At 59.5% G+C, this 26,121-nt stretch carries 24 protein-coding genes and 1 tRNA gene; 21 read left to right on the top strand and 4 right to left on the bottom strand.

What is annotated here, in order from left to right; genetic code table 11:
• Positions 1-60: 60 nt before the first annotated feature.
• The 17 genes from H7688_RS01635 to H7688_RS01555 all read left to right on the top strand — a co-directional run bounded on the left by H7688_RS01635 (position 61) and on the right by H7688_RS01555 (position 17,789).
• Positions 61-1,434 carry a sigma-54-dependent transcriptional regulator gene (locus tag H7688_RS01635; protein ID WP_183359277.1) on the top strand — a complete coding sequence of 458 codons (1,374 nt, stop codon included), beginning with the start codon at positions 61-63 and terminating at the stop codon, positions 1,432-1,434.
• Positions 1,435-1,658: 224 nt separating this feature from the next.
• Entirely contained in the window at positions 1,659-1,886 is a 228-nt protein-coding gene (locus H7688_RS01630) for a type IV pilin protein (RefSeq protein ID WP_183359276.1), read from the top strand.
• 22 nt (positions 1,887-1,908) lie between these two features.
• Complete coding sequence (locus tag H7688_RS01625) at positions 1,909-2,292, top strand: hypothetical protein (protein WP_183359275.1); 384 nt, start codon at positions 1,909-1,911, stop codon at positions 2,290-2,292.
• Positions 2,293-2,352: 60 nt separating this feature from the next.
• The gene (locus H7688_RS01620) at positions 2,353-4,077 is read left to right on the top strand and encodes a tetratricopeptide repeat protein (protein ID WP_183359274.1); all 1,725 of its coding nucleotides are present in this window, start codon (positions 2,353-2,355) and stop codon (positions 4,075-4,077) included.
• 21 nt (positions 4,078-4,098) lie between these two features.
• The gene (locus tag H7688_RS01615) at positions 4,099-4,890 is read left to right on the top strand and encodes an ABC transporter permease subunit (RefSeq protein ID WP_183359273.1); all 792 of its coding nucleotides are present in this window, start codon (positions 4,099-4,101) and stop codon (positions 4,888-4,890) included.
• Positions 4,891-5,784 carry a hypothetical protein gene (locus H7688_RS01610; RefSeq protein ID WP_183359272.1) on the top strand — a complete coding sequence of 298 codons (894 nt, stop codon included), beginning with the start codon at positions 4,891-4,893 and terminating at the stop codon, positions 5,782-5,784.
• 7 nt (positions 5,785-5,791) lie between these two features.
• Positions 5,792-6,661, top strand: a complete 870-nt coding sequence (locus H7688_RS01605; protein WP_183359271.1) for an ABC transporter ATP-binding protein — start codon at positions 5,792-5,794, stop codon at positions 6,659-6,661.
• Between the two features lie 120 nt (positions 6,662-6,781).
• Positions 6,782-7,624: a decaprenyl-phosphate phosphoribosyltransferase gene (locus H7688_RS01600; protein ID WP_246329672.1), complete on the top strand. Its 843-nt coding sequence runs from the start codon at positions 6,782-6,784 to the stop codon at positions 7,622-7,624.
• A 37-nt stretch (positions 7,625-7,661) separates the two neighbouring features.
• A complete protein-coding gene (locus tag H7688_RS01595) occupies positions 7,662-8,564 on the top strand; it encodes a glycosyltransferase family 2 protein (RefSeq protein WP_183359270.1) in 903 nt (300 codons plus the stop codon).
• 1 nt (position 8,565) lies between these two features.
• Positions 8,566-9,393: an ABC transporter permease gene (locus H7688_RS01590; RefSeq protein WP_183359269.1), complete on the top strand. Its 828-nt coding sequence runs from the start codon at positions 8,566-8,568 to the stop codon at positions 9,391-9,393.
• Between the two features lie 3 nt (positions 9,394-9,396).
• Positions 9,397-10,623, top strand: a complete 1,227-nt coding sequence (locus H7688_RS01585) for an ABC transporter ATP-binding protein (RefSeq protein WP_183359268.1) — start codon at positions 9,397-9,399, stop codon at positions 10,621-10,623.
• Positions 10,624-10,630: 7 nt separating this feature from the next.
• Positions 10,631-11,338 carry a class I SAM-dependent methyltransferase gene (locus tag H7688_RS01580; RefSeq protein WP_183359267.1) on the top strand — a complete coding sequence of 236 codons (708 nt, stop codon included), beginning with the start codon at positions 10,631-10,633 and terminating at the stop codon, positions 11,336-11,338.
• 21 nt (positions 11,339-11,359) lie between these two features.
• Positions 11,360-12,238 carry a glycosyltransferase family 2 protein gene (locus H7688_RS01575; RefSeq protein WP_183359266.1) on the top strand — a complete coding sequence of 293 codons (879 nt, stop codon included), beginning with the start codon at positions 11,360-11,362 and terminating at the stop codon, positions 12,236-12,238.
• A 53-nt stretch (positions 12,239-12,291) separates the two neighbouring features.
• Positions 12,292-14,247 carry an HAD family hydrolase gene (locus H7688_RS01570; RefSeq protein WP_183359265.1) on the top strand — a complete coding sequence of 652 codons (1,956 nt, stop codon included), beginning with the start codon at positions 12,292-12,294 and terminating at the stop codon, positions 14,245-14,247.
• Positions 14,223-15,242: a glycosyltransferase family 2 protein gene (locus tag H7688_RS01565; protein ID WP_183359264.1), complete on the top strand. Its 1,020-nt coding sequence runs from the start codon at positions 14,223-14,225 to the stop codon at positions 15,240-15,242. Before H7688_RS01570 ends, H7688_RS01565 begins: the two co-directional genes overlap by 25 nt.
• Positions 15,243-15,352: 110 nt before the next feature.
• Complete coding sequence (locus H7688_RS01560; RefSeq protein WP_183359263.1) at positions 15,353-16,708, top strand: protoporphyrinogen/coproporphyrinogen oxidase; 1,356 nt, start codon at positions 15,353-15,355, stop codon at positions 16,706-16,708.
• Between the two features lie 4 nt (positions 16,709-16,712).
• On the top strand, positions 16,713-17,789 hold the full coding sequence (locus H7688_RS01555) for a glycosyltransferase family 9 protein (RefSeq protein ID WP_246329671.1): 1,077 nt from the start codon (positions 16,713-16,715) through the stop codon (positions 17,787-17,789).
• Between the two features lie 173 nt (positions 17,790-17,962).
• Here the strand turns inward: H7688_RS01555 and H7688_RS01550 are convergent, their stop codons facing one another.
• The 4 genes from H7688_RS01550 to H7688_RS01535 form a co-directional block, all read right to left on the bottom strand.
• Positions 17,963-19,321 carry a DUF4403 family protein gene (locus H7688_RS01550; protein ID WP_183359262.1) on the bottom strand — a complete coding sequence of 453 codons (1,359 nt, stop codon included), beginning with the start codon at positions 19,319-19,321 and terminating at the stop codon, positions 17,963-17,965.
• A 95-nt stretch (positions 19,322-19,416) separates the two neighbouring features.
• On the bottom strand, positions 19,417-19,857 hold the full coding sequence (locus H7688_RS01545) for a hypothetical protein (protein ID WP_183359261.1): 441 nt from the start codon (positions 19,855-19,857) through the stop codon (positions 19,417-19,419).
• A 151-nt stretch (positions 19,858-20,008) separates the two neighbouring features.
• Positions 20,009-20,857: a zinc-ribbon domain-containing protein gene (locus H7688_RS01540; protein ID WP_183359260.1), complete on the bottom strand. Its 849-nt coding sequence runs from the start codon at positions 20,855-20,857 to the stop codon at positions 20,009-20,011.
• 686 nt (positions 20,858-21,543) lie between these two features.
• A complete protein-coding gene (locus H7688_RS01535; protein WP_183359259.1) occupies positions 21,544-22,752 on the bottom strand; it encodes a T6SS phospholipase effector Tle1-like catalytic domain-containing protein in 1,209 nt (402 codons plus the stop codon).
• Positions 22,753-23,117: 365 nt separating this feature from the next.
• Between H7688_RS01535 and H7688_RS01530 the strand changes: the two genes are divergently transcribed.
• From H7688_RS01530 to rpmI, 4 genes are all read left to right on the top strand, one after another.
• Positions 23,118-23,192 (top strand) — tRNA-Val (locus H7688_RS01530).
• A gap of 80 nt (positions 23,193-23,272) precedes the next feature.
• Positions 23,273-25,183 carry a threonine--tRNA ligase gene (thrS, locus tag H7688_RS01525; RefSeq protein WP_183359258.1) on the top strand — a complete coding sequence of 637 codons (1,911 nt, stop codon included), beginning with the start codon at positions 23,273-23,275 and terminating at the stop codon, positions 25,181-25,183.
• 24 nt (positions 25,184-25,207) lie between these two features.
• Positions 25,208-25,726: a translation initiation factor IF-3 gene (gene infC / locus H7688_RS01520; RefSeq protein WP_183359723.1), complete on the top strand. Its 519-nt coding sequence runs from the start codon at positions 25,208-25,210 to the stop codon at positions 25,724-25,726.
• Positions 25,727-25,754: 28 nt separating this feature from the next.
• Positions 25,755-25,952 (top strand): 50S ribosomal protein L35, encoded by a 198-nt coding sequence (gene rpmI / locus H7688_RS01515; protein WP_183352788.1) that lies wholly within the window; start codon positions 25,755-25,757, stop codon positions 25,950-25,952.
• The last annotated feature ends 169 nt before the right edge of the window (positions 25,953-26,121 follow it).

Below are 26,121 nucleotides of genomic sequence, written 5' to 3'. Positions count from 1 at the left end.
CTAGTCCCTGGTCCCTAATCCCTGCTTTTACTACCCTAGCCCCTGCTTTACGAGGTACACATGCCTGCCAGGATTTTGATTGTTGATGACGAACTGAGTATGCGGGAATTTCTGGCGATTCTGCTGGAAGGTGAGGGGTACCAGGTAGACCAGGCCGAAAGTGCCGAGGACGCCCTTGACCTGCTGGCACAGGTGAAGTTCGACCTGGTGATCTCCGACGTCAGCATGCCCGGCCTCAACGGTATCGAACTGCTCTCGCGCATCAAGGCGCAGACCCCTGAGACCGCTGTCTTGATGATCACCGCCTTCTCTACTGCGGAACAGGCGGTGGAGGCGATGAAGCTCGGGGCCTACGACTACATCGGCAAACCGTTCAAGGTCGAGGAAGTAAAGGTGCTGGTGTCGAAGTCCCTCGACCAGCGCACCCTGGTGCAGGAAAACCAGCGCCTGAAGGCCCAGGTACAGGAACGTTTCAGCTTTAGCGGCCTGGTCGGTAAGAGCAAACAGATGCGCGAGGTGTACGACCTCATTGCCAAGGTCGCCGAGAGCATGGCCAACGTCCTGATCCTCGGCGAGAGCGGCACCGGCAAGGAACTGGCAGCCAAGGCGCTACACTTCAACAGCCCGCGCCGCGACCGCAGCTTCCTCGCGGTCAACTGTGGTGCCATTCCCGAGACGCTCATCGAGAGCGAGCTCTTCGGCCATACCAAGGGCTCTTTCACCGGTGCCATAGCCGATCGCCCCGGCCTCTTCGAGCAGGCCGAAGGGGGAACGCTCTTCCTCGACGAGATCGGCGAGGTCCCGCTGCAGCTTCAGGCCAAGCTCTTGCGGGTCTTGCAGGAACGGGAATTCCGCAGGGTAGGGGGGAGCAGTTCGCTCAAGGCGGATGTGCGCATCGTGGCGGCCTCCAACCGCAACCTCGAGGAGCAGGTCGCCGAGGGGACCTTCCGCGAAGACCTCTTTTACCGGCTCAACGTGGTCCAGGTGCGCATGCCGTCCCTGCGCGAGCGGGCCGAGGACATCCTGCCGCTCGTGGAGCATTTCTACAAGAAGTATGCGATCTGGTCGGGCAGTGGCGACATCGTAACCCCCGACGCGGCGGCGGCCCTCTTCAACTACCCCTTCCCGGGCAACGTGAGGGAACTGGAAAACCTGGTGGAACGCTGCGTCGTGCTCGGCAGCCGGGTCATCACGCTCGACTGCCTGCCGCCCAAGGTGCGCAACTTCGTCCCGGTCAGTACTCAACTCGATCCGGTCGACATTCCGCCCGAAGGGATCGACCTGCAGGCCTACCTCGACACCCTGGAGAGCCGGCTCCTGGTACAGGCGCTGGAGAAAAGCGGCGGGGTGAAGAAGAAGGCTGCAGCCCTGCTCGGGATGACCTTCCGGTCCTTCCGGTACCGGCTGGCAAAATTCGGCATGGATGACGAGTGAAGTGACGAAATTTGTCACCTTTGGCGGCTCCAGGTGTCCATTTTGGGCCATCGGTTGCGGTGTTTTGAGACGGTGTCCGTGTAAGTGTCTGTAATATTGTGGAGTGACGGGTTCCTCTTTCTTGGCGTGCATGTTGCTATAGTGGTCGTGGTTACGAATTCGGAGGACAGGTCGTCCGCGACCTTACAACAATCGGTAACACCACACCCGTAAAGGAGAGACTCATGTTACGTAAACTCAGAAGCAACAAAGGCTTCACCCTGATCGAGCTCTTGATCGTCGTTGCGATCATCGGCATCCTTGCAGCAATTGCTATTCCGCAGTTCTCCTCCTACCGCGCCAAGGCCTACAACAGCGCCTCTAATGCCGACCTGAAGAACCTGAAGACCGGCATGGAAGCCTACATGGCCGACAAGCAGGAATATCCGTCTGCTATTGCTTACCGCGACTAAACTATCTAAGAGGGGTTAACTCATGAAAAAGATTGCTGCTTTTGTTGCTCTCGCACTGATGATCTCCGGGCAGGTTCTGGCCGCTGATAACATCGATATGACCTCGGCACTGACCGACTCCGCTTCGCTGAACGGCAAATCCGTCTACGGCGACAAGACCGACGCTACCGCTACCAACACCGCCGCCGTGCTGATCGGCAAGACCTCCACCGGCGTTTCCGTTGCTGCTAAAACCGGTGCAGGCGGCTACGCTGTCGTCACCCAGCACAAATCCGGCACCAGGGCTTTCGCTACCGCGTACGACAGCACCTCCGTCTTCTACAAGGAAGCTACTGCCGGGACCGCCGTAAAAACCACCGTCTCGAAAACCGATAAGTCCGAGTTCGACGGCTGGACTTCGATGTAGCATTAAAGGTGCACGTACCTCGGCGGGGTGTTCTGGCACCCCGCCTTTTTTTTGGATTGTATGAGCCGTGACCTGAATACGCGCAGCTGCCTGCTGCTTCTCACCTTTGTGGTGCTCGGGACCTATTACCCCGCGATCTTCTCCCCGTTCAACTCGATGGACGATCCGGGCACCGTCAACTTTCTGCTCAACGCGGATAACCTGACGCTGCGCGAAGTCTTCACGCCGGGCAACACCTACTATCGTCCGCTGCTCTTCCTGACTTTCTGGGCCGACAACTACCTGTGGGGGCTCCTGGAAAGTTTCATGCATCTGGAAAACATCCTGATGCATCTTGTCAATGCACTCCTTGTTTTTGCCATTACCCTGCGTTTGAGCAGGTTGCGGGGGATCGAAACCCCGCTGTGGGCGCTTGTCGCCAGTCTGCTTTTCGGTCTGCACCCCATCAACGCCGAGTCGGTCAACTGGGTTTCCGGACGGACCGATCCCCTGGCGTGCATCTTCGTGTTGCTATCGGTCTTCCTCCTGGTCAGATCCCGGCTCACTCCGCTGTCGAGCCTGCTGGCCGCCCTGAGTCTGCTGGTTGCCTGCCTCGCCAAGGAAACGGCGATCTTCTTCCTCCCCGCAGCGCTTATCTATCCTTATTTTGCCGACTCGTCCGAGCGTCCTTCGCTGCTCCAGGTCGCTAAACAGCACTGGATCCACCTTTTTGTCTGGGTGGGGACCGGCGTCGGCTTCTTTGCGTTCCGCGCCCTGGCAGCTCCGGTCCGGGACGCCGGGGTGGCGCGGGTTGTCACCCACGTTGTGGGTGAAAAAAGCGTCGGTCTTTTCTTTACTTTGAAACTTCCGCTGAAGGCTGCCGGCTTTTACCTTAAAAAGCTGGTCCAGCCCTTTCCGCTTAATTTCGGGATCATCCAGGTCTCCGATCTCTATCTTCCTCTCGGGGTCCTGGTCTGCCTGGTTGTGGTGTGGCTGGTATTCAGACGCACCCTGAGCGCTTTCTTCTTTGTCAGTGCCGCGGCTGTCGGCTGCTCTGCGCTCATGATTCCCCTTTTGGGGCTTACCTGGACGCCGCTTGCCGAGCGCTACATGTACATACCTGGCGCCTTCTTCGTGGTGGGGGGCGTTTTGGCAGTGCAGACCCTGGAATTGTCGCAGCGCGGCAGGCAGTGGCTTGCGCTCGGTGTTTTTGTTGTTCTGGCGGTTGCCGGGTACGGAACTGCCGAGCGCACCCTGCTCTGGCAGGATAACTTGGCGCTGTTTCAAGACACCCTTAAGAAATCTCCCAACTTCACCCCGGCTCAAAACGAGGTTGCCAACGCCTTGTACCAGAAAGGGCGGGACGCCGAAGCCCGGGCGGTGGTCAGTTCGATGCAGGTCAATGCGAGCCTCATCAACTACCAGTACGGCCTGAGAACCAAGGCGTCGGCACTGGCCGCGGCGGGGGATTTCGAGGGGGCGGTGGCCGTGCTCAAGGAGGTCCTGAAAGACCCCGGGCAGCATGAAATCGCGGTGTGCAACCAGATACTGAAGCTCTATGAAATGCAGGTGGACGCCGGGCGTACCACCAGGGCCCAGGTGTACCCGGATTCGGTGCGGCTGCTCAGCCGACTCTATGAACTCACCCGTGACCCGTTCTACCATTACCGGCTTGGCGTGGTGCACATGATGCAAAAAAAGCGGCAGCTCGCCCAGGTGAATTTTGCCCAGGCAGCCGCCCATGCCCCGGCAAACGCCGTGTACCGCCAGCCGGCCCTCAAACTCGCGAAAAAAATGGCGGAGTGACCGCCACAGGAGCGTTTCTACATGTTCGAAGTCTTTCGGATCACCCTCAAAGGGATCTTCAGGGATCGCGTGTTCCACGGGATCCTGGTGGCGGCGGTGCTGCTCCCCTTGGTCCCCTCGGTAAGTCAGCTTTCCATGCGCCAGGTAACCGAGCTTTCCATTACGCTTTCCTTGTCGCTCATATCGTTTATCCTGCTGCTGCTTTCCGTTTTTCTGGGTGGGACCTCGCTGTGGAAGGACATCGACCGCCGTTACACCTTTAGCGTGCTCTCCCTCCCCATCAGCCGGACCAGGTTTCTCCTGGGACGGTTCCTGGGACTTGCCGCTTTCCTGCTCCTTGCAGCACTCGTCCTTGGGGTGGTTGCCTGCGTGGTGGTTTCCATCACTGCGGGGAACTATCCGCCGGACCGCCCGGTAGTCTGGGGCAACGTGTTTGCAGCCATCGTTTTCGATGCCCTGAAATACATCCTGCTGGTAGCTGCCGCCGTGGCGCTCTCCACGGTCAGCACCTCGTTCTTTCTCCCGGTCTTTGGCACCATAGCCACCATGCTCGTCGGGAGCGCTTCGCAGCAGGTCTACGAGTACGTGCAAAGCCCGGCCGGCGAAAAGTTGACTCCTTTGTTGCGCCAGTGTGCCAACGCCCTGTACTACGTCCTCCCCAACTTCAGCGCCTTTGATCTCAAGGTCAACGCGATCTACGGCGTGCCGCTCTCCGGCCAGGGGACCCTCCTTACCGTGTTGTACTTCGCGGTCTATGTGGCCATGCTGCTGCTGGTTGCCACCGTGCTGTTCTCGCGCAGGGAAATGAAATAGATGGCTGCCAATCGTTCCTTGCCCAGGCCGATTGTCTGGTCCGTGTCCGCCGGCATCCTGGTGGCGTGCTATCTCGCGCTGATCTTCCCGTTCGCTCGTTACCTGCACCAAAAACCCGTGCAGGAGAAACTGGGGGTGGTTCCCAAGGCCGAGTTCCTGCAGTTGGTTTCGGCCGACCAGAAACAGCTGGTCGCGGAAGGACTTACCCTCAAGGTCCTGCTCTACTTCGGGACCCTCGCGGAAAAGCGCAATAACGAGCTCCAGCTTCCCCCCGATTACCAGGCCATGTCCCGGCTGCTGCATGCCGCGGTCAAACTCGACCCCTACAACATGGACGACTACTACTTCGCCCAGTCGATCCTGGTGTGGGACGTGAAGCAGATCAAGATCGCCAATGCGCTCCTTGAGTACGGGATGAAGTACCGGACCTGGGACTTTTACCTTCCCTTCTTCGCCGGTTTCAACTACGGCTACTTCCTGAAGGACTACCCGAAGGCCGCCAGCAACTACATGCGCGCCGCGGAGTTGAGCAAGAACCCGCTCTTCGCCACCCTTGCCGGGCGGTACCTGAACGATGCCGGACAAAGCGACCTCGCTATCGCCTACCTGAACACCATGGTGCTGAGCGCCACCAACCCTTCGATCAAAAAGACCCTGCAGGTGCGGCTCGAGGCCCTGAAAAAAGCGCGCAGCATCGAAGTTGCCGCGGCTGCCTATGCCAAGGCCACGGGCATTCCTGCCGAATCGGTCGAGGAACTGGTGCGCCAGGGCTACCTGCCCGAAGTTCCTCGGGATCCCTACGGCGGGAAGTTCTACCTGGATCCGGACGGCAAGGTGAAGACCACCAGCAACTATGCCTCCCCAGTCAAAAAAACGAAGTCTGCACCGCAATGAGGATCCTATGAACGCAATTGAAATAGCAGGGCTCTCCAAAACCTATACCGGAAAGAAATGGACCCGGGTGGACGCACTCAAGAATCTGAGTCTCGAGGTTGCCCAAGGTGAAATCTTCGGATTCCTGGGACCCAACGGGGCCGGTAAAAGCACCACCATCAAGACGCTGTTAGGGCTCATCCGCCCTTCTTCGGGGTCCGCACGCCTCATGGGTGAGGACATCGGCACTGCCGCTGCCCGCAAGCACGTCGGCTACCTTCCCGAGAACCCCGCTTTCTACGACTACCTCAACGCCGAGGAGTATCTCCTGTTTGTCGGGCGCAGCTTCGGGATGCCGGAAGGACTGCTCGGGCAGCGCTGCGCAGAGGTACTGCAGCGGCTTCAGCTCTGGGATGCCCGCAAGCGCCCCATGCGCAGCTACAGCAAGGGTATGGTGCAGCGGGTCGGCATCGCCCAGGTGCTGATCCACGACCCGGAGGTCTATATCCTGGACGAGCCGATGAGCGGCCTTGACCCGGTGGGACGTGCGCTCGTCAAGGAGATCATGACCGAGCTGAAACAGCGCGGCAAATGCGTCTTTTTCAGTACCCACATCGTCTCGGATGTCGAATCGGTGTGCGACCGCGTCGGGATCATCACCAAAGGGGAGCTTCGTAGTGTGGAGCGTGTAGAGGCGGTTCTCGAGCGAGGCGTGGTCGGCTACCAGCTGACGCTGAAAGATCGGGAGGGGAGTCGCGAACTCTACGTGCCGCGCGAGCAGCTGACCACGACTGTCGGGGAGTTGGCCGTTCAGGGAGTTGAGATCACGCTCCTCGAACCAAGGCGCAAGAGCCTAGAGGATTTCTTTCTGGAGATCGTCACCGGGACCGCGGTGTAAGTCCCTGATGTTTCTTCGCTGGTTCCACGCTTTTCCGTGGGAAACGCTTGCTCGAAGCGGCGGCGCTGTGGCATACTCGCACCCACGCAATTTTCATGAGGTAAGCACGCCATCGTTGCCTTGAAAAACTATCTAAGATTGCTGCGCCCGCACCAGTGGCTGAAGAACCTGATGCTGTTCTTCCCCCCCTTTCTCGGCGGAGTGTTGCTCAATCCGGGTGTGGTGTACAAGGGGATCCTTCCGCTGGTCAGTTTTTCCTTGGGCAGCAGTGCGACCTATATCCTCAATGACGTTCTCGACCGGCAGCGCGACGTCCGGCATCCGCGTAAAAAGTTCCGTCCCATCGCTTCCGGTCGTGTCCCGGTTTGGGCTGCGCTGCTACTTGGCGCGGTCTGTCTCGTCGTGGCGCTTGTCGCGGCGCTCAAGATCTCGCCCCTTTTCCTTCAGGTCCTGGCAGCGTACCTCGTTATCACCTCCTGTTATTCGCTCAAGCTCAAGGAGCTCCCGGTGGTCGACCTCTTCTGCATCGCCGCCGGCTTCCTGTTGCGGCTCGAGGCAGGGGGCGTCGCCTTCGGCATCGAGATCTCCGAGTGGCTTTTTCTCTCGGTCTTCTTGCTGGCCATATTTCTGGCTACCGGAAAAAGGCTCGGCGAGAAGCAATCCCTGGGGGAAGAGGCGGGTGGGCATCGCAAGTCCTTGCTGCACTATCCGGAGGGGTTTCTGCAAGGGGCGATGTACATGACCGGCGGTGCGGTACTGGTCACCTATACCCAGTATGTCATCGCCCGACACGTCCTGGTGTACACGGTGCCGCTTTGCTGCTTCGGGCTTTTGCGGCTGATTCTCAGGGTGCAAAGCGGGCAGGGGGGGGACCCGACCGAATCGTTGCTCACCGACGTCCCGCTCTTCGTCGTGGGGGTGTTGTGGGCAGCCATGACCGGGTGGGGATTGTACGGTCGCTAAAGGCGGAGTACCGCAAAAAGGCAGGAAGGTGGAATAGATGCGCACGGCAATTCTCAGGAAACTATACCAGGCCTTCCCCTTCGACCTGAAGGGTGACTGTAGCGTTCCCCCGGCTCGCGACGGGATACGGCTCTCCTGCGTCATCAACTTTTACGGACGGCTGGACCTCCTGTCGGGAATACTTTACTCGCTCGCCCAGCAGGATCTGCCCCGCGAACAGTTCGAAGTGGTGTTGGTTGAGGACCGTAACGGCACCGACGCCGGTAAGGCCATGGCGAACGCCTTTGCCCAGCACCTGCCGGTCGTCTACGCTCCGCTCCCCGAAAACTTCGGCTCCATGGGGTATTCCCGCAACCACGGGCTGGCCGCAAGCCGGGGAGAGTTTGTGCTCTTCCTGGACGACGACACCGTACTGCTGCAAACGGACTTCCTGAGCCGGGTTCTTGCGGAATTCGACGCCCATCCCGAGGCCGACGCCCTGGTGCCCCACGGCCGCGCCAGCTTCGCCGTTGTCGAGGGGCGCTACGACTATCACGATCCCTACTTCATGACCAGCCGCTGCACCGCCTATCGGCGCGGGGTGCTGGCCGACCTCTCCGGGTTCGTTGATCAGTTCATCGGTCAGGAGGACGTGGAGTTCGTGATCCGTTTCGTCATGGACGGACGCAAAAGTGCGAACTGCCCGGGCCTCGAGTACTACCACCCGCCGCTTCTGGTCGGCAATTTCCGCAAGCCCATGGCGGTGGGGCAGTCCTTTTTCCGTCTGAAGCGGCGCTACCCGCTGGTTTTGTGGCTGGCGGTCCTGGCCAGTTGCTCCCGCCACGCGCCGCTCTACCTGTTGCCTGGCCGCAGAAGCCGCGAGATGGGGCGCTTTGGCCTGGGGTTCCTGGCAGGGGCGCTGGCGGCAATCTTTAAAAGGAAAGGGTTCCGGTACGGCTGATATGGGCGACCAGCACGAAATTACCATCAGGCCAGGAATGGGGGCCGCTCACTACTGGCGCGACCTTTGGCGTTACCGAGAGCTGTTCCTGTTCCTTGCCTGGCGCGACATCCTGGTGCGCTACAAGCAGACAGCTATCGGCATCGCCTGGAGTGTGATCCGTCCGCTTTTAACCATGCTGGTTTTCACGGTGGTCTTCGGGAAGTTGGCGAAGCTCCCCTCCAACGGGATACCTTACCCGGTTATGGTGTACACCGCGCTGCTCCCCTGGCAGTTCTTCGCCAATGCCCTCAGCGAGGGGAGCAACTCGCTGGTCGACAATGCCAATCTCCTTACCAAGGTGTACTTCCCCCGTATGATTGTCCCGGCAAGTTCGATACTGGTGAATCTGGTCGATTTCGCGATCTCCTGCGTCATTTTGGCGGGGATCATGATTTGGTACGGGTTCACACCGGACGGTCATGCCATCCTGTTTCCGCTGTTTTTCTTGCTGGCCTTGCTCGCCTCCTTCGGGGTCAGCCTGTGGTTCTGCGCGCTCAATGTTCGCTACCGCGACTTCCGCTATGTCGTTCCCTTTCTCGTCCAGTTCGGTCTTTTCGTGTCCCCGGTAGGCTTCTCGAGTGCCATTGTTCCCGAGCAGTGGCGTGTTCTCTACTACCTGAACCCCATGGTCGGCGTCATCGACGGCTTTCGTTGGGCCCTTTTGGGACCCGCCTTCAAAATCAACGGGGCAGGGCTCTTCGTCTCGGCCTTGCTGGTCTTTGCCGTGTTGATCGGAGGAATCGTGTTCTTCCGGCGCATGGAACGCAGCTTTGCGGATCTGGTGTAGCGTATGTCGACGTCGATCAGCGTACATAACCTCGGCAAAAAATACCTCCTGCAGCACCGCACCGGTCAGGGACAGCCAACGCTTCGGGAGACGCTCACTGAAGGGATGAGGTCTATCGGGCGGCGTTTAACCGGGGGAGAGCACACCGGAGCCCCCGAAGAGTTCTGGGCCTTGCGTGACGTCTCTTTCGAGGTTCAGCAGGGAGAACGGTTGGGGATTATTGGACGTAACGGTGCCGGAAAATCGACGCTGCTTAAAATTCTCAGCCGGATAACCGAGCCCAGCACCGGTTCGGTCCAACTCAGGGGGCGGGTTGCGAGCCTGCTTGAGGTAGGAACCGGGTTCCACCCGGAACTGACCGGCCGTGAGAACATCTACCTGAACGGCGCTATTTTGGGGATGTCTCGCGCGGAGCTCAAAAAGAAATTCGACGAAATCGTCGCCTTTGCCGAGATCGAGCGGTTCCTCGATACCCCCGTTAAACGCTACTCTTCCGGAATGTACGTCCGGCTTGCCTTTGCGGTGGCGGCTCACCTGGAGCCTGAGATCCTGGTGGTCGATGAGGTGCTGGCGGTGGGCGATGCCCAGTTCCAGGAAAAGTGCCTCGGCAAGATGCAGGAGATCTCCGCCCGGCAGCAGCGCACCATCCTGTTCGTGAGCCACAACATTCAGGCGCTGGCGCAGTTGTGCGACCGGGGTGTTGTGCTGGACCGGGGGGAGGTTCGCCTGACAGGGCCAATGGATCAGGCCATCGAATGTTACCTAGATTCCTCGGTCGGGGCCGGGCCGGACGCCGTGCGCCCCGATGCCGACTGTTGGCCGAGTCGTGTGACAATTCTGGGGAGCAACGGAGGGGCTGTCCGTATCGGAGACCCGGTCGAGGTGGTGGTCGAGGTGTGCTCCCGGCGGGGGATGTCGACCCAGATCGGCATCGAGGTCATCGATCAGTTGGGGCACAACCTGTTCTGGCTCTATCCGCAGCGCGAGTACCTCCAACTGAAGCCGAACTGTCCGGTGAAGCTGACCTGCAGGGTGGATGCCCTCAACCTCTATCCCGGTTCCTACTCGATCGGGGTCTGGCTGGGGCAGGGAGGTCGGATCGAAGAGTACTTCTGGGACCGTAACTGCCTGCGTTTTGACGTGCTCCATAATCACGAAGTCGACTATTTCTACAACTTCAATCCGCAAAGTACCAAAGTCTACCAGCCTTTCAGCTATTCCATTGGTTGAGGATCCTATGTCGTATATCTCGCACTACCGCCGGTGGCATCCCGACGACGACGCGGACCGGGAAAAAATGATCGAATTTTACACCGGGCTTTTCTGGAACACCCTCCACGATCACCCGCGCGGACCCGCCCTTGATGCCGGGTGCGGCACCGGGTTGATGCTCGAGTACCTGACACGTACCGGTTTTACGCCGGTCGCCGGTTTCGATGCCGAGCCGGAGATGGTGCGCACCTGTCGCGAGCGCGGTTATCACGTGATGCACGGGCAGGACGGACAGGCTGTCCGGGAACTGGGGAACGAATTCCAGGTGATCTCCTGCCTTGACGTGATCGAGCACCTCGATTCGGCGACTGCAGCCGCGTTGTGTGGTACCTTCCACGCCGCACTGGCGCCAGGTGGGGTCTTTATCTGCACGGTACCTAATGCGAACTCTGTAGTCGGTGAACGGATGCGCTACATCGACCCCACCCACCGAACCAGTTTCACGGAATGCACCCTGGATTATCTGCTGCGCGAGGCCGGCTTCTCGGATATCACCATCGCTCCTGCAGAGTGGCCGCTCAAGATCGTGTACAAATCCTGGGCGCGGTTCGTGTCGACCTTGAGGCTCAAGGTCGTTCGTTCGTGGCGGCGCATGGAGCTTTTGGCTGAACTGGGTGAAGAGGGGAGAAACATCCCGCTGTCGCTCAATCTCATGGCAGTTGCCCGGAAATAATCAGCGAGGAAAGGTACCGATATGAAAAAAGTAGCCGTGATAACGAGGACCAAGAATCGGCCGATTCTGTTGCAACGTGCAGCTGAGAGCGTTAGGCGGCAGACGATGCGCGATTTTGTCTGGATGGTCGTCAACGATGGAGGTGACCCCGGTCCCGTAGAGGAGATCGTCGCGACGGTATCCGGTGAGCTGGAGGTAAATCTGCGCCATCATCCAGTCTCGCTGGGGATGGAAGCAGCCTCGAATGCTGGTATTGCGGCCTGCCAGAGCAAGTACCTGGTCATTCATGACGACGACGACTCCTGGCAACCCACCTTCCTGGAGCGCACGGCAGGCTTCCTTGACAGTCCGGCCGGTGAGCGGTTCGGCGGAGTGGTTACCCAGTCAGTGCTCGTAAAGGAAAAGATTCACAACGGGGTGTGCGAATTCGTCAGCAAGCACGACTTTAACCGCTGGATGCAGGTGGTGTATCTGGTAGACATGGCAAAAAGTAACAGCTTTCCTCCCATATCCTTTCTGTTCCGGCGCTCGGTCTATGACGAAGTGGGCGGTTTCAATGAAAACCTCCCGGTGCTGGGCGACTGGGACTTCAATCTCCGCTTCCTGCTCGAACACGACATCCACGTAATCGAAGAGCTGTTGGCGAACTACCACCACCGGGTGGAGCAGACCTCGACCTACGGCAATTCGGTGCTTCAAGGTGACCGCTCCCACAAGTCCTACGACGCGATGGTTCGCAATCGGCTGCTAAGAGAAGACCTGCGCCAGAACAAAACCGGGCTGGGGGTTCTCGTCAACCTGGTCAAGGAGTACGAGGGCTTCGACAGCATTGCCAGCTGGCAAAACTTCAAGAGGGTGTTGTCTCGCACCCGGTTCGGCTGGGTCGCCAGGTACCTTTGACAGGATCCGATCCCATGTTTGAGACATTGATAGCTTCCGAAAAGGTTCGGGTCGTGTCGTTCGATGTGTTCGACACCGTCCTCACCAGGGTGACCGCCCAACCGAAAGGGATCTTCCAGATCATGTCCCGGTGCCTGGCCGACCGGCTTGAAGCGCTGAGTGGTCCCTTCGTAGAGAACTTCTGCGCCTACCGCATCGCTGCGGAGCGTACGGCCCGCAACAACGGCGTTGCAGAGGTTACCCTGCGGGAGATCTATCAGGTACTGGCACAGTCTCATGGCCTCGACCCTCACCTCGCGGACCGGATCGCCCACCTGGAAATCGAACTCGAGACCGCGTCGGTTTTTGCTGTGCCGGCCCTGAAGCGGTGCGTCGAGCGTTGCCGCGAACTGGGAAAAAAGGTCATATTCGTCTCAGATATGTACCTTCCCGGCTCCGTAGTCCAGGGGATGTTGCAGAAACTCGGACTGTTCGACTCTGGGGATACCCTCTACATCTCCTCGGAGCAGCAGCAAACCAAAGGGGGGGGCGGCCTTTTCCGGGTGGTGCTGGAGCATGAGGGGTGCCGACCTGAAGAACTGTGGCATATCGGCGACAATCGACACAGCGACTTCACCGTACCCAAGGCGCTGGGGATCTCCGCGGTCCACGTTACGGGCGCCTTTCTCACCAAAAACGAGGAGATTTTGCTAGGTGAAGGCGACCTTGCCGGACAGTATCTGGCGGGTGCCGCACGACTGGCCAGACTTAAAGAACGTGGCCCTTCCCGGGCCGACCACGAGGCCCTTTACCAACTCGGTGCTGCCCTAGCCGGGCCCGTCTTTGTTTCCTATCTCTTCTGGATCGCCGCGCGTATTCGAGAAACCGGGGTCCGCAGGCTCTACTTCGTGTCGCGTGACGGGCAGATCCTGCATGAACTTGCTCAGGTCCTTTTCCGCAACGAGGACCTGGAGCTTCGCTATCTCTACGGTTCGCGTCAGGCCTGGCATCTTCCTGCGCTCACTGAGATAACCGAGCAGGAGCTGTACTGGATCACCATCGCCGACCCGCACCTGTCCATCCGGGTGCTGGCCGGCAGGCTGCTGCTGGACCCACTCGTGGTACAGGAAGCCTTGAGGGCCGATGGCCTGGACCGTGACGTGGACATCGTTTTCGATGATCGGGACATCCGTCTGCTCCGGGAGATTCTGGTGAAGCCGGGCGAACTTGCCACCAGGGTGAAGGCTCGGGCTGCTGATTTACGGCACGATGCGGTGGGTTACCTGCGCCAGGAAGGGTTGTTCGACGAGGTCCCTTGGGCACTGGTCGATCTCGGCTGGTTCGGCAATATGCAGGACTCTCTGCAGAAGATGTTGAATGAGACCGGCTGTCGGACCGAAGTACGCGGCTTCTACTTCGGGTTGTTGAAGCAGCCCCAGCCGGGCAAGTTAAAGCATCCGTTTCTGTTCTCGCCGACCTCGGACTCCGACCGCTTTGCACTGGGCTCCTGCTTTGTTCAGATTGCCGAGCTTTTTGCTTCCGGTGACCACGGCAGCACCCTCTGCTACCGAAACGAGGGGAGCAGCTACGCCCCGGTCCTTAAAGACCGCTCCGAGTGGATCGATGATTGGGGACTTTGCCATTTAAGGGCCGGAGCGCTCAGCTTTGCCGAGGCGCTTTCACCCGACGGGTGGCACCGTGGCAGCGATCTGCGCGAGCGCATGTTCTCCCTGATGAAGCGACTTTTCTTCACCCCGACCCCTGACGAAGCGCTTGCGCTTGGGCAGTACCGCTTCTCCAGTGACCAAGGGGAAACGGTGCTCAGGCCCTTTGCCCCGCCCCTTAGCCTGGGCGAATCCGTCAGCTACATACGCCGCTTTGGAGGATTGGACCGGTTCGGCCTTACCTTTTGGCTGCATGGCAGCAGAGTGCGGTCTGCTTGGCATGTCAATCTCTTCCTGACCATGTGCAGTCAGTGTCTCATTCGGTACAACGACCTGCGCAGGTGGCTGAGTGCCTCAAGGGGGTGATTGTGCAGGACATGCCACCGGGGAAGGATAATTCCGCGCCTGCCGTATCCGTCATTGTACCCTGCTATAACACCGCGCAGTTCCTCGGTGACGCCATTGCCTCCGCCCTCGGCCAGACCTGTGAGGACCTGGAGGTGCTGGTAATTGATGACGGCTCGACCGACAGTACCCCCGAGGTTACCGCCTCTTTCCTCAAGGATCCCCGGGTGCGTTACGTCCGTCAGGACAACCAGGGGCTCTCCGCGGCACGCAACAAGGGGATCGAACTGTCGCGAGGCGAGTTCGTGGCACTGCTCGATGCCGACGATATCTGGGAGCCTGAGAAGCTTGAGCGCCAGCTCACGGTGTTCGGCAATCTGCCGGAGTGCGGGTTGGTGTTTTCCGACTTTGCCACCTTCGACGACCGAGGGACCATCGCGGCCCAGAAGAACCAGGCCATTCTGGAGCGACTGAGTCTGCCCGAGTTTTCGCAGCTATTCAGCCGAAACAACTTCATGTATCCCTCTACGGTCATAGTGCGTCGAACTGTGCTTGAGCAGGTCGGTGGCTTCGATACCTCACTCAAATCTGCTGAAGACTACGATATGTGGCTCAGGGTGGCCAGGGTTTCCCAAGTTGCGGGAGTGACGGCGCACCTGGTGTGGATCAGGCAGCATGGCTCCAACATGAGCCTCAACATACCGAGGATGCTGAACAACGAGATTGCCGCGGTGCAGAAAAATGCGGCTGGTGTCTCCGCTTGGGCACTTCGCAAACGGCTGGCAAAAATTTACTGCCTTAATGCCGACCGATCGGTGCATGCGGGGAAAAGTGGCCAGGCATTGAAACTGCTGGTTCAGGGTTTGGTAAGGTACCCCTTCCTCTACATCGATGTCCTGGTGGTTGGCATAAAACTGCTCCTTGGCGGGCACCGGGTCGAAAGCCTGCGCCGCTGGCTCAACGACAACGATAGCCTGGTTGCGAAGCTGTATTGGAGTATCTATTCGCGGTACTGAAGATCAGCGCCTCAGCATGTTCTCGGTGAAGGTGCTGCTGTCTTGACAGATCTGCTAACCGTTGTCGAAAGTCCTTCGTTTACCCTTAACTAGTCTCGACCTCAGACTCTATGAATACAAAGATCCTCATCCTCGGCGCCGGCCCCTGCGGGTTGGGTGCTGCTTACCATCTGGAAAAACTGGGTCAAACCGACTGGCAGCTCTTCGAAAAGGAGTCCTATGTCGGGGGGCTCTCGGCCTCCTTTGTCGACCCTGCCGGCTTCACCTGGGACGTGGGCGGGCACGTGCTCTTCTCGCACTACGACTACTTCGACCGGGCGGTCGCCGATGCTCTGGGCGAGGCGTACCACGAACACCTGCGGGAAAGCTGGGTGCGCATCCTTGAGACCTGGGTCCCGTACCCCTTCCAGAACAACGTGCGCTACCTGCCGGACCATGCCCTCAAGGAGTGCGTGGAAGGGCTTAAAAATCTTGCGGGGGCGCCGGACCGGGCACTGCACTTCCGGGACTGGATGGACGCAGTCTTCGGCGCGGGGATCGTGAAGCACTTCATGGAACCCTATAACCGCAAGGTCTGGGGCGTGCCGCTCTCCCAGATGAGCAAACAGTGGATTGCCGAACGGGTGAGCGTGGTGGACCTGGCGCGGATAGAGCGCAACATCGCCGAAAAGCGCGACGATTTGAGCTGGGGTCCCAACAACACCTTCAAGTTCCCCAAGGCCGGCGGCACTGGCGCGATCTATGAGGGGATTTCCGCGAAGTTCCGGGACCGGATCCACCTGCAGCACGCGATGGTATCCGTCGATACCGACCTGAAGCAGGTCAGCTTCGCCAACGGCCGCGTCGAGAACTACGACATCCTGATCAACACCTCGCCGCTCGACCTTCTGGTCGCAGCCTGCGCCGCCCCGGAGCAACTGCACGAGGCAGCCCGCGACCTGGTGCACAACAGCGGGCTCATCGTAGGTCTTGGTATTGAGGCGCCCCGCAACGACACCAAGTGCTGGATGTATTTCCCCGAGTCGAACTCTCCCTTCTACCGGGTCACCAACTTCCACAACTACGCCTCTGCAAATGTCCCTGGTGGCGCAACCGAGCGCTTCAGTGCGCTCATGTGTGAAACCACCTACTCGCAGCACAAGCCCGAGGACAAGGCGCGCATCGTGGAGACCACGGAGCTGGGACTGGTGAATACCGGGTTGCTGTCAATACCGGAGCGGGGGAAGGTGGTGAGCCGCTACCTTATCGACATCCCGTACTCCTACCCGGTGCCGACGCTTGGGCGCGACCGGGCTTTGGCTGCAATTCAACCCTACCTGGCAGAGCGCGGCATTTATTCACGGGGCAGGTTCGGAGCCTGGAGGTACGAGGTCGGCAACATGGACCACAGCTTCATGCAGGGTGTGGAGGTGGTGGAGCGGATCTTGGCGGGTGGGGTAGAACCGACCTGGAACGGCAAGGGGTAACCGCGTGCGCATCGCACTTTTGAAGCAGATCGACAAGCTCATCGGCGGGGTTGCGGCTGCCATGCTTCCTGCTCCCCGTGCCGCGGAAACCGTGACGCCAAAGCGCCTATTGGTGATCCGGCCCGGCGGCATCGGCGACGCCGTCCTGCTGATTCCCGCGCTCGCTGCCTTGAAGGAGCGCTATCCCCATGCCGAACTGGTGGTGCTGGCCGAAGGGCGCAACGGAGCGACGTTTGCTCTGTGTCCGCAGGTGGACAGGCTGATGCTGTACGACAGGCCGGGCGATCTCCTTGAGGTGCTGCGGGGCGGGTTTGACCTTGTCATCGATACTGAGCAGTGGCACCGCCTCTCGGCGGTGGTGGCGCGGTTGGCCCGTGCGCCGCTTTCCATCGGGTACGCTACCAACAACCGCAAGCGCCTCTTCTCCAACGGCGTTCCCTACTCGCACGATGACTACGAACTCTTCAGCTTCTTCAAGCTCCTGGCGCCGTTGGGAATCACTGCCCCGGAGAGCTTCACCGTGCCCTTTCTGACCGTCCCCAACGAGGCGGCTGTCCGTGCCGAGGCCTTGCTCAGGGGGGACGAGGGGCGGCTGGTCACCATCTTTCCCGGTGCCAGTATTCCGGAGCGGCGTTGGGGGGCTGCGCGCTTTGCCGAACTTGCCCAGCGGCTCACTCTGGCAGGATTCCGTATTGCGGTGGTTGGCGGCCCCGGTGACCGGGAGGAAGGGGAATTGATCGTCTCAGGTTGCGGCGGTCTTAACCTGGCGGGCCGGACCAGCCTCGTCGAAAGTGCGGCCGTCCTTGCGAGGACCCGGCTGCTCATTTCGGGAGATTCGGGAGTACTGCATATTGCGGTCGGTTTGGGTGTTCCTGCCGTGTCACTCTTCGGTCCCGGCATGGAGGCCAAATGGGGACCCCGCGGCGACCAGCACCGCATAGTCAACCGCCATCTTGCCTGTTCCCCCTGCACCCGTTTCGGCACCACGCCGCGCTGCCCGGAGGGCGCCCGCTGCCTCTCCGAAATCGCCGTGCACGAGGTTCTGGCCGCTGCGCAGGAACTGCTCAGCGTCAGGTTCTAGGTTCTATTTTCTTCGTTTCTGGTTCTAGGTTACCCATTTAATGTCGTAGTTTGAGTGTGAAGGCTCCGTAGGTCCCGTCCTCGTTTTTAAGGTTTTATCCCATTCATCCCCTTCATCCCTGTTTAGATTCAATCCTGTTTATCCCTGTTCAGGTTCAGTCTTGTATATCCCTGTCAGTGCAGCACCAGCGCCGATTCTCCCTCCGCCACGACCTGCAAGGAAATCCTGTCCGGCCCCAGCAGAAACTCACCAATCTTCAACGTCTTGATCTCCCCCTTGAGACTTACCTGGTCCAGCAGTTTGCGCTGTGCGATCGCCTTTCCTGCCAACTCCCGCGACTCTTCCAGTTGCCGTGACAGGTCGAGGTTCAGTCTATCCTGGATCCGATCCCGGATGGTGCTGTGCAGGAGCCAGTCCGCCGACTGTACCAGCAGGCTTTTACTCTGCAGATCGAAGTCCACCTCTTCGACCGATAGGACTTTGCTGCGGGCATTAAAGCGCGGCTTGCCGGTGAGGTAAAAGGTGCCGTCCAGTGAGCCCTCGGTCACCACCTTGATCACGAACCTGTCGCCGTTACCGTACACCTCGAAACTCTTCACGACGATCATTCTTCCATCCGAGTTGAATTCCTTGTTGAGCAGAAACGGGGCGGCTGCCGAGCTGAGATCCTTGTAGTAGAGATCGGCATTGACCGTAAGCCGGAAGGTCCGGTCCAGACTGTTGACCAGCCTGAGCGGCGGCAGGGGGAGCGGCGCACCGGTCTCGGGCTGCTGCCCCAGCACCACCTCTGCATAGGTGATGATCCCGATTGCCAGGCTCACCCGGTTGCCCTGCGCCTTGAGAGGAAAAAGGGTTACCTCGCGGGGTGAAAGCTTCAGCCAGGCATTCAGCTTTCGGTCCACCAAGATCGGTTTCTGGGCGGTGTCCCATATCTGGGCAACTTTGGCTTTCAGGGAGAAACTGTCGTTGAGCTGCTTGTTGACCTGGTTACTGAGCAGCTGTTGCAGCGGCTGGGTCAACCCTTCGATAGCCGCGCGCGGCTTGATGGCAAACGGCCCACTGCCGATCTGCTCGGTAAGCAGTTCGCTAAGTCCCAGGTAGCGGAGGTCCACGCTTACCCTCCAGTCGGAGCCGATGCTGGCAGCTGCACGAAAGCGTAGTTTGAGGGGGAGGGGAGGGGTCTGGAACCCGGCATAGCTGAGCGAAGCGGTGATGGGGAGGGTAAGGAACAGGGCATTGTCCTGTGCCGCGACCTCGATGGGGCCGTTGCGCCGCAGGTCCGCGCTGATCCCGACGGTCTTGGTTGCTCCCTGGTAGAGGCGTGCGGGCACTACCTTGCTAAGGGTCCTGCCGATTTCCTCGGCGGAGGCCTCTATCGGGACGCTGATGCTCGAGAGCTCCTTGGGCAGGGCCGATCGAAACGGTGCTGCATCCGGGGGCTGCGCGGTCAGGGATGGTTTTACCGTGGAGCAGGCGCTTGCGGTCAGGGTGAACAGCAACAGCAGGAGGGGGGATATACGGGACAAGACCATAGGGGTTCCTCGGTTGTGCAAGGGAGCGGGATGGCGCTGACGCAAAAAAGGCCTTACCTCGCGGTAGGGCCTTTGTCAGGTACTGGGACCATTGCTTACTTGCTGCGTTTGAAGGTTGCCGGTTCCCAGCCGAGTACCTCGAGGGTAAGCTCGTTTGCGGTAACCGAGTAGGCGTAGGCCATGGGGGTCTTCTCCCAGGGCATGTTCGGCACGGGCTTCACCAGTAAGAGCTGTTTACCCTGGAACTCTGCAGACCTCGATTCGATGGCTTTGCGCTCCTCGGCGCTCAGTTCGAACTTGAACGGGAAGTGCCGGCCGGGCATGTTGGACATCACCAGGGTCTGATCCTTGAAGAACTCGATCCCCTCGGGGATGAAAGGACAGGGCTTGCCTGCTCCGTTTACCGGGCGGTGCGTGATGCTCCAGGAACCAAGGAGGTTGCCGGCGGCACTCTCGGAGGCAAGGGCCTGCGGTACCAGGAAAAGGGAAAGCAACATGGTAACGGCCAGGCACGCGGTGACGACGTTTTTCAGCATGGGATCTCCTCGGGGGTAGGTGGCCCGGTTCGGACAGGGGACCGACGGGTCCACTGAATCTAGCCGAAGGACACTGCTTCTGCAAGGATAATCCGGGGCTCTGCGGAGACTGCCGGGGCTTTCAGAGGAGGGCCGACGCGGACCGGTCCGCCTAGCGGAACTCGCGAGTGATCAGGTCGCTTCTCAGGACCCAGAGCAGGACGGCACAGGGAGCGGTCAGCAGCGCCATAAATAACAGCGCGTTGAAGATGCCTATCGCGTAGTAGGAGAACCCCGGGCTGCTCGAGGAGATGGTGACCCAGTCATAGAAGGCGACCGACTGGTGTACGGCGGCAACTGCCGCGCCGAACCAGGCGGCCTCCGTCAGGCGCCGCAGCGATCCGTCCTTGAGCCTTCCAAAGAGGTAGGCTGCGCAGCAGAGATAGAGACTGAACAAGAGCACCAGCCAAGGGACCAGTCCCAGATGGGCAAACACGTAGAACTTGGAGAACGGCTCCAGTACCGGTTCGGAAAGGATCGCCTGCCAGTCGCGGCTGTAGTACTTGACGATGCCGGAGACGGCATAGAAAAAGAGGATGGCGCCGGCAGCCAGGCAACTCCATGAGGTGATTTCGACAGGTTTCGCAGCGCGAGGAGTCTCGGCTGCTTGCTGCGCATCGTGCGGCGTGGGCACCACCAGGTCAGGGTTTCGGTACGAGCGCTGCAACGCCTCCTGGTTGCGACGGTCCTGTTCCCGCTCCTGTTGCTTGCGGGCCAGCGACTGGTGCTGCTCGGCGCTCATGCCGCACTTGGGGCAGACGGCAAACATCTCTTCGGTAAAGGTGGAGTATTGGCAGGCCGGGCAACTGTTCATCAGGCGTGCATTGGCAGCTGGCGCGGCGGGTTTTTCGACGTGGAACTCGTGCTTGCAGCGCGGACAGCTCATCCGGCGCCCATAGGGTGGAAGTTCTACCTCGTTGATGGTTCCGGTGAGATGACAGGAGGGACACTCAATCTTCATTGCTTCTCCAGTGCCTACGATGTCTTCGCTTTTGACTGATTCTGCTTATAGTGCGATTTAAGCTAAAAGGCAACAGGATTACGGGATAGTTCAAAATAACCGGATGAATATATTATAGGGATGCAGTGGACGAAGTGAGAACGACAGAGAGGGGGAGTGGAGAACTGACAGATTGTCACTCTCGGGAGGGACTCTCTCAATCAGCAGGTGGTCGTACCTGTCAGGGAACTGCCAGCATCCTGCGCAGGTGGCCTCTCAATTTATGCCAGAAAGCTGTGTAGTGCTTGCAAAGGGCGGTATCGACTGGTCGGCCCACCGGTGAATCACGGCACTTCCCAACAGGAAGATCGCGAGTACGGCTCCTGCAGAGCCCAGCCAGCAGCCACAGGCACTGGTGTCACAGTAGCACCAGGAAAGGATCAGCATGGTGATAACAGTGCCGAACAAGAGGAGGGTGAGGGCGAAAAAGGCGTAGTCGGACCCTTTCCCGGATCGAACCACGCCTTGCATTTCTCCGCGCATCGACTGGTTACTCGCGGTGCAGGCTCCCGCGAGATCATGAAGAGGTTGGTCGCGCGGCTCGTGATATCCTGGTTGCCGGTACCGTCCGAGCACAGCACGATAGCATGATGTTCTTGCCCATGGCTGATCCTTGCGTGGCTGGTGAAATCCTGGTCGACTGTCGGTCAATCCCGCAACACGCACCGAGCGCAGATACCGGCGGTGTCTGGAGTGACAGGGTCGAGGCCGACGGTGCAGATATCGCGGGGGAGGTTCTCAGGTCGATAGGGAGCCGCCGCTGCCCCCGGGTCGGACTGCACCTCGGTGAGTCTGGTACGAAGCGCCAGGGAATGGTGCCCCACCAGGTCCTCGGGGAAGGCCCGCGCGGCGGTCTTGTACAAGGTGCCGCGCCAAGGCTGGTGTGCCACACCGCCCACACTCGGGAAGAAGTCGGGGTATGCCAGGTCGTTTGCGATCAAACCGAGCGCAAGAAGTTCTTCCAGGATCCATTCGAGGGCGCCATCGGAGAGGTTGCTCTCGGTGTTCAGCGTCGGGTAGCCGCCCCCCACGTCGGCATGGGCCCCCGGGAAGAGCACCTGCTTGATCTGCTCCCGGGTATCCCACAGGGTGGGGGTGAAATCGCAGCGCCGCTCATCCAGGGCGAGGGCGTGCAACCCCCAGGTGACCTTATCGCTCAACTTGGTGTCGCAGAACCGGAAAGCGTCCATGCGGGCGTCGCCGACGAAGAGCGGGATTCCCAGGGCACCTACGGTATCCCACACGGCAACGGCCGCGATCTCGGGCACGGCGGCAAAATCCGTTGCTTCGAGAGACGCTCGGGTGATAAAGGCGGGAAGATTTGTGGCCACCTCGGCAAGCCGTGCGCAGAAGTCCGGTCTGGCGCACTGGTCGCGGTAGCGGTACCAGGCCTGGGCCCCTGCGCGGTAGGCATCTTCTTTATTAGCGGCCAGGGAAGGGGAGAGCAGCCCCTGGCTGGCAATGAATCCGGCCAGGGCACGTGCGGTATAGGCCCCGCGGCTGAAACCGAGGATGAAGATGCGGTCCCCGGGCTTGTAGTTGCGCGAGATAAAGGTGTAGCCGCGCACGATTCGGGTGATGACCCCGGCTCCGAAGGCGCCGCCGAGCAGGCGGGTTAGGGCGTTGCTGTCATCACCCACACCATGCAGGTACTTGGCTACCTGTCGGATGATGGTGCCCGAGGTAAGCACCTTCTCCTGTTCTTTGGAATTATCCGGTGTCTGAGCGGACAGCTCGCCTTCGAGCATCCGAAAGAGTTTGTACACGTTGGTTTGATCCGGCAACTGATCGTGGTTCTCGTCCTGGCTGGGACTGTTCCAGGTTCCATCCGCACAGAAGACGATATTCTTCGACATGATTCTCTCCTTACTGTACATGGCCTGACAGACGACGACGGGTGAGACGGTAAAGGATACGGGTGATACCAGGTGCTACCGGGGTTGACCCTGATGCTGCAGGCGGCGGAATGAGTGAATGTGTGGCTGCTTTTTTGTTTATGGGTGCTCAACGCAGAGTGCTGTAGGAAATATATGACAAAAAATGTATTTGTAAAGCAACTCCGTAATTTCCTGAGAATTTTCAGGTAGGGTTAGTCAAAGGTGCCGGTGGGGGTGCGGAGGGGAAGCAATGTCCAATGAGAAAAAAAGAGCGTCCCGAGAAAAAGTGTTGACTTTGTATTAGCGAATTGGTACAAAGTTCGAGTTCCACGAAGCAGCAAAGCAGGCGCGTAGCTCAGGGGTAGAGCACTAGCTCGACACGCTAGGGGTCGGCGGTTCGAAACCGCCCGCGCCTACCATCAAAGAAAACCTTCATAGCGAGGTTCGACGGAGGCATCGAGTTTCGATGCCTCTTTCTGTTTGTACAAAGGGGCTTGACATGGATCAGATTAAGGTTTCGCTTCCCGACGGTTCAGAAAGATCCCTCCAGAAAGACGCCACGATTTACGATCTGGCGGCTTCCATAGGCGCAGGTCTCGCCAAGGCTGCCATCGCCGGCAAGGTGGACGGCAACCTGGTCGACCTCAACACCAAGCTTGCCGACGGCAACAAGGTGGAAATCATCACCGAGAAGAGCCCCGAGGCGCTGGAGATCGTTCGGCACTCGACCTCCCACCTGATGGCCCAGGCGGTGAAGGCGCTTTTCCCGCAGGCGAAAGTTACCATCGGTCCCGCCATCGAGACTGGCTTCTACTACGATTTCGACGTGGATCATCCCTTCACCCCGGAAGATCTCGAGAAGATTGAAGCCAAGATGGCAGAACTCGCCAAGGCGAACCTGAAGATCGAGCGCTCGGTCATGTCCAGCGCCGAGGCCATCGCGCTCTTCAAGAAGATGGGTGAGGACTACAAGGTCGAGCTCATCGAAGACCTGGGCGCCGAGACGGTTTCGCTCTACAGCCAGGGCGACTTCGCCGACCTCTGCCGCGGGCCCCATCTGCCCAGCACCTCCTTCTGCAAGGCCTTCAAGCTCACCTCCATCGCGGGTGCCTACTGGCGCGGCGACGAGAAGCGCGCCATGCTGCAGCGCGTCTACGGCACCGCCTTCACCGACAAGAAGGAGCTCGAGGCGTACCTCGCCCGCATCGAAGAGGCCAAGAAACGCGACCACAGGAAACTGGGCCGCGAACTCGATCTCTTCTCCTTCAACGACGAAGTCGGCGCGGGTCTGGTCATCTGGCACCCGAAAGGGGCCATGCTCCGTACCATCCTCGAAGACTTCGAGCGCAAAGAGCACTTAAAGCGCGGCTACGACATCGTCCTGGGTCCGCAGATCCTGAAGACCGAGCTCTGGCAGCGTTCCGGCCACTACGAGAACTACCGCGAGAACATGTACTTCACCACGGTGGACGAGCAGGGCTACGGCGTGAAGCCGATGAACTGCCTCGCGCACATGATGATCTACAAGTCTTCCTTGAGAAGCTACCGCGACCTGCCGCTGCGCTACTTCGAGCTGGGCACCGTGCACCGTCACGAGCGCGCCGGCGTGCTGCACGGCCTTTTGCGCGTCCGCGGCTTTACCCAGGACGACGCCCACATCCTCTGCACTCCGGACCAGCTTGATGCCGAGATCAAGGGTGTACTCGGCTTCGTCAAAGACGTCATGGGGATCTTCGGCTTCGAGTACGAGATGGAGCTTTCCACCCGTCCGGAGAAGTCGATCGGCTCCGACGATGCCTGGGAACTTGCCACCAGTGCGCTCCTCTCGGCACTGAAAGATTCCGGCCGCCCCTTCGAAATCAATGAGGGCGACGGCGCCTTCTACGGTCCCAAGATCGACATCAAGCTGCGCGATGCCCTTGACAGAAGATGGCAATGTGCTACAATCCAGTGCGATTTTACCCTGCCCGAGCGTTTCGACCTCACGTATGTCGATGCGAACGGTGAAAAGAAGCGCCCCGTCATGGTGCACCGCGTTATCCTGGGTGCCATCGAGCGCTTCATCGGCGTCCTCATCGAGCACTTCGCAGGTAACTTCCCGACCTGGCTCGCACCGGTTCAGGCGATCGTTCTTACGGTCACCGATAACCAGATCCCGTACGCCGAAGCCGCTTTCAATACGCTTAGGGCTGCGGGCGTGCGCGTTCAAAAGGATTTCCGTAACGAAAAACTCGGCTTCAAGATCCGTGAGGCCCAGTTGCAGAAGATACCGTACATGCTGGTCGTAGGGGATAAAGAGGTGGAAAGCGGCCTTCTGGCACCGCGCTTCCGCGATGGCAAGAACCTCGACGGCATGACCCCGGAACAGTTTGTCTCGTTCATCGAGTCAGAAACCAAGAGCTTCAGATAAAAGCTTGCTACAGGAGGTGGCGTCATAGCTAAACCTACAGTCAACATCAATCAGACCATCAGGGCCAGAGAAGTAAGGGTAGTAGGTGCCGACAGCGAGCAGCTGGGAATCCTTCCGCTGCGCGAGGCCCTGGCGCTGGCCGAGAGCCAGCAACTGGATTTGGTAGAGGTTTCGCCGACCGCCGTACCTCCGGTTTGCCGCATCATGGATTACGGCAAATTCAAATATCAGCAGGCCAAGAAACAGGCGGAAGCCAAGAAGAAGCAGATCCAGGTCGAGCTTAAAGAAGTAAAGCTCCGTCCCAAGACCGACACGCACGACCTGGAGTTCAAGGTGAAGCACGTGCGCCGCTTCCTCGAGGAAGGGAACAAGGCGAAGATAACCGTCGTGTTCCGCGGCCGCGAGATCACCCACCAGGAACTCGGCATGGCCGCCCTGGAGAGGATCACCGCCGAACTCGCCGACATCGCCGTAGTGGAAGTACGCCAGAAAATGGAAGGGCGCAGCATGTTCATGATCGTCGCCCCCAAGGCAAAAAAATAAACACCACCAGGAAAAGGAGTAGTAACCAATGCCTAAAATGAAGACCCATAGGGGCGCCGCCAAGCGTTTTCGCAAGACCGGCACAGGCAAAATCAAGATGAATCACGCCTTCACCAGCCACATCCTCACCAGCAAGACGAGGAAGAACAAGCGTAACCTGCGTAAGGGCGCGATCGTTGCTGCTTCCGATCACAAGAACATCGCTGCACTGATTCCCTACAAGTAACCCAGGGGTTAGGGGCTAGGGACTAGGGACTAGAACAAACAGAACCTACGAGAGCCTGCGGGCTCTCTTTTGTTGTCTGCGTTTCTCGTTCCGGAGACTGTACTACCAGGGATCGACACCTTTTGGTGCCTGTCCCTTTGACGAAGTCCGAGAACCGTGAGGAAACGTC

The organism is Geomonas limicola (assembly GCF_014193675.1).
GTDB lineage: Bacteria > Desulfobacterota > Desulfuromonadia > Geobacterales > Geobacteraceae > Geomonas > Geomonas limicola.
This window is presented reverse-complemented; position numbering and strand designations above follow the sequence as displayed.

What these genes read in the sequence shown, in the direction of transcription:
- rpmI (WP_183352788.1), top strand. Translation starts at nt 25,755, where the DNA reads ATGCCTAAAATGAAGACCCATAGGGGCGCCGCCAAGCGTTTTCGCAAG.
- H7688_RS01560 (WP_183359263.1), top strand. Translation starts at nt 15,353, where the DNA reads ATGAATACAAAGATCCTCATCCTCGGCGCCGGCCCCTGCGGGTTGGGT.
- H7688_RS01595 (WP_183359270.1), top strand. Translation starts at nt 7,662, where the DNA reads ATGCGCACGGCAATTCTCAGGAAACTATACCAGGCCTTCCCCTTCGAC.
- H7688_RS01580 (WP_183359267.1), top strand. Translation starts at nt 10,631, where the DNA reads ATGTCGTATATCTCGCACTACCGCCGGTGGCATCCCGACGACGACGCG.
- H7688_RS01605 (WP_183359271.1), top strand. Translation starts at nt 5,792, where the DNA reads ATGAACGCAATTGAAATAGCAGGGCTCTCCAAAACCTATACCGGAAAG.
- H7688_RS01550 (WP_183359262.1), bottom strand. Translation starts at nt 19,321, where the DNA reads ATGGTCTTGTCCCGTATATCCCCCCTCCTGCTGTTGCTGTTCACCCTG.
- H7688_RS01590 (WP_183359269.1), top strand. Translation starts at nt 8,566, where the DNA reads ATGGGCGACCAGCACGAAATTACCATCAGGCCAGGAATGGGGGCCGCT.
- H7688_RS01635 (WP_183359277.1), top strand. Translation starts at nt 61, where the DNA reads ATGCCTGCCAGGATTTTGATTGTTGATGACGAACTGAGTATGCGGGAA.
- H7688_RS01620 (WP_183359274.1), top strand. Translation starts at nt 2,353, where the DNA reads ATGAGCCGTGACCTGAATACGCGCAGCTGCCTGCTGCTTCTCACCTTT.
- H7688_RS01610 (WP_183359272.1), top strand. Translation starts at nt 4,891, where the DNA reads ATGGCTGCCAATCGTTCCTTGCCCAGGCCGATTGTCTGGTCCGTGTCC.
- H7688_RS01535 (WP_183359259.1), bottom strand. Translation starts at nt 22,752, where the DNA reads ATGTCGAAGAATATCGTCTTCTGTGCGGATGGAACCTGGAACAGTCCC.
- H7688_RS01545 (WP_183359261.1), bottom strand. Translation starts at nt 19,857, where the DNA reads ATGCTGAAAAACGTCGTCACCGCGTGCCTGGCCGTTACCATGTTGCTT.
- H7688_RS01625 (WP_183359275.1), top strand. Translation starts at nt 1,909, where the DNA reads ATGAAAAAGATTGCTGCTTTTGTTGCTCTCGCACTGATGATCTCCGGG.
- H7688_RS01585 (WP_183359268.1), top strand. Translation starts at nt 9,397, where the DNA reads ATGTCGACGTCGATCAGCGTACATAACCTCGGCAAAAAATACCTCCTG.
- H7688_RS01615 (WP_183359273.1), top strand. Translation starts at nt 4,099, where the DNA reads ATGTTCGAAGTCTTTCGGATCACCCTCAAAGGGATCTTCAGGGATCGC.
- thrS (WP_183359258.1), top strand. Translation starts at nt 23,273, where the DNA reads ATGGATCAGATTAAGGTTTCGCTTCCCGACGGTTCAGAAAGATCCCTC.
- H7688_RS01540 (WP_183359260.1), bottom strand. Translation starts at nt 20,857, where the DNA reads ATGAAGATTGAGTGTCCCTCCTGTCATCTCACCGGAACCATCAACGAG.
- H7688_RS01575 (WP_183359266.1), top strand. Translation starts at nt 11,360, where the DNA reads ATGAAAAAAGTAGCCGTGATAACGAGGACCAAGAATCGGCCGATTCTG.
- H7688_RS01630 (WP_183359276.1), top strand. Translation starts at nt 1,659, where the DNA reads ATGTTACGTAAACTCAGAAGCAACAAAGGCTTCACCCTGATCGAGCTC.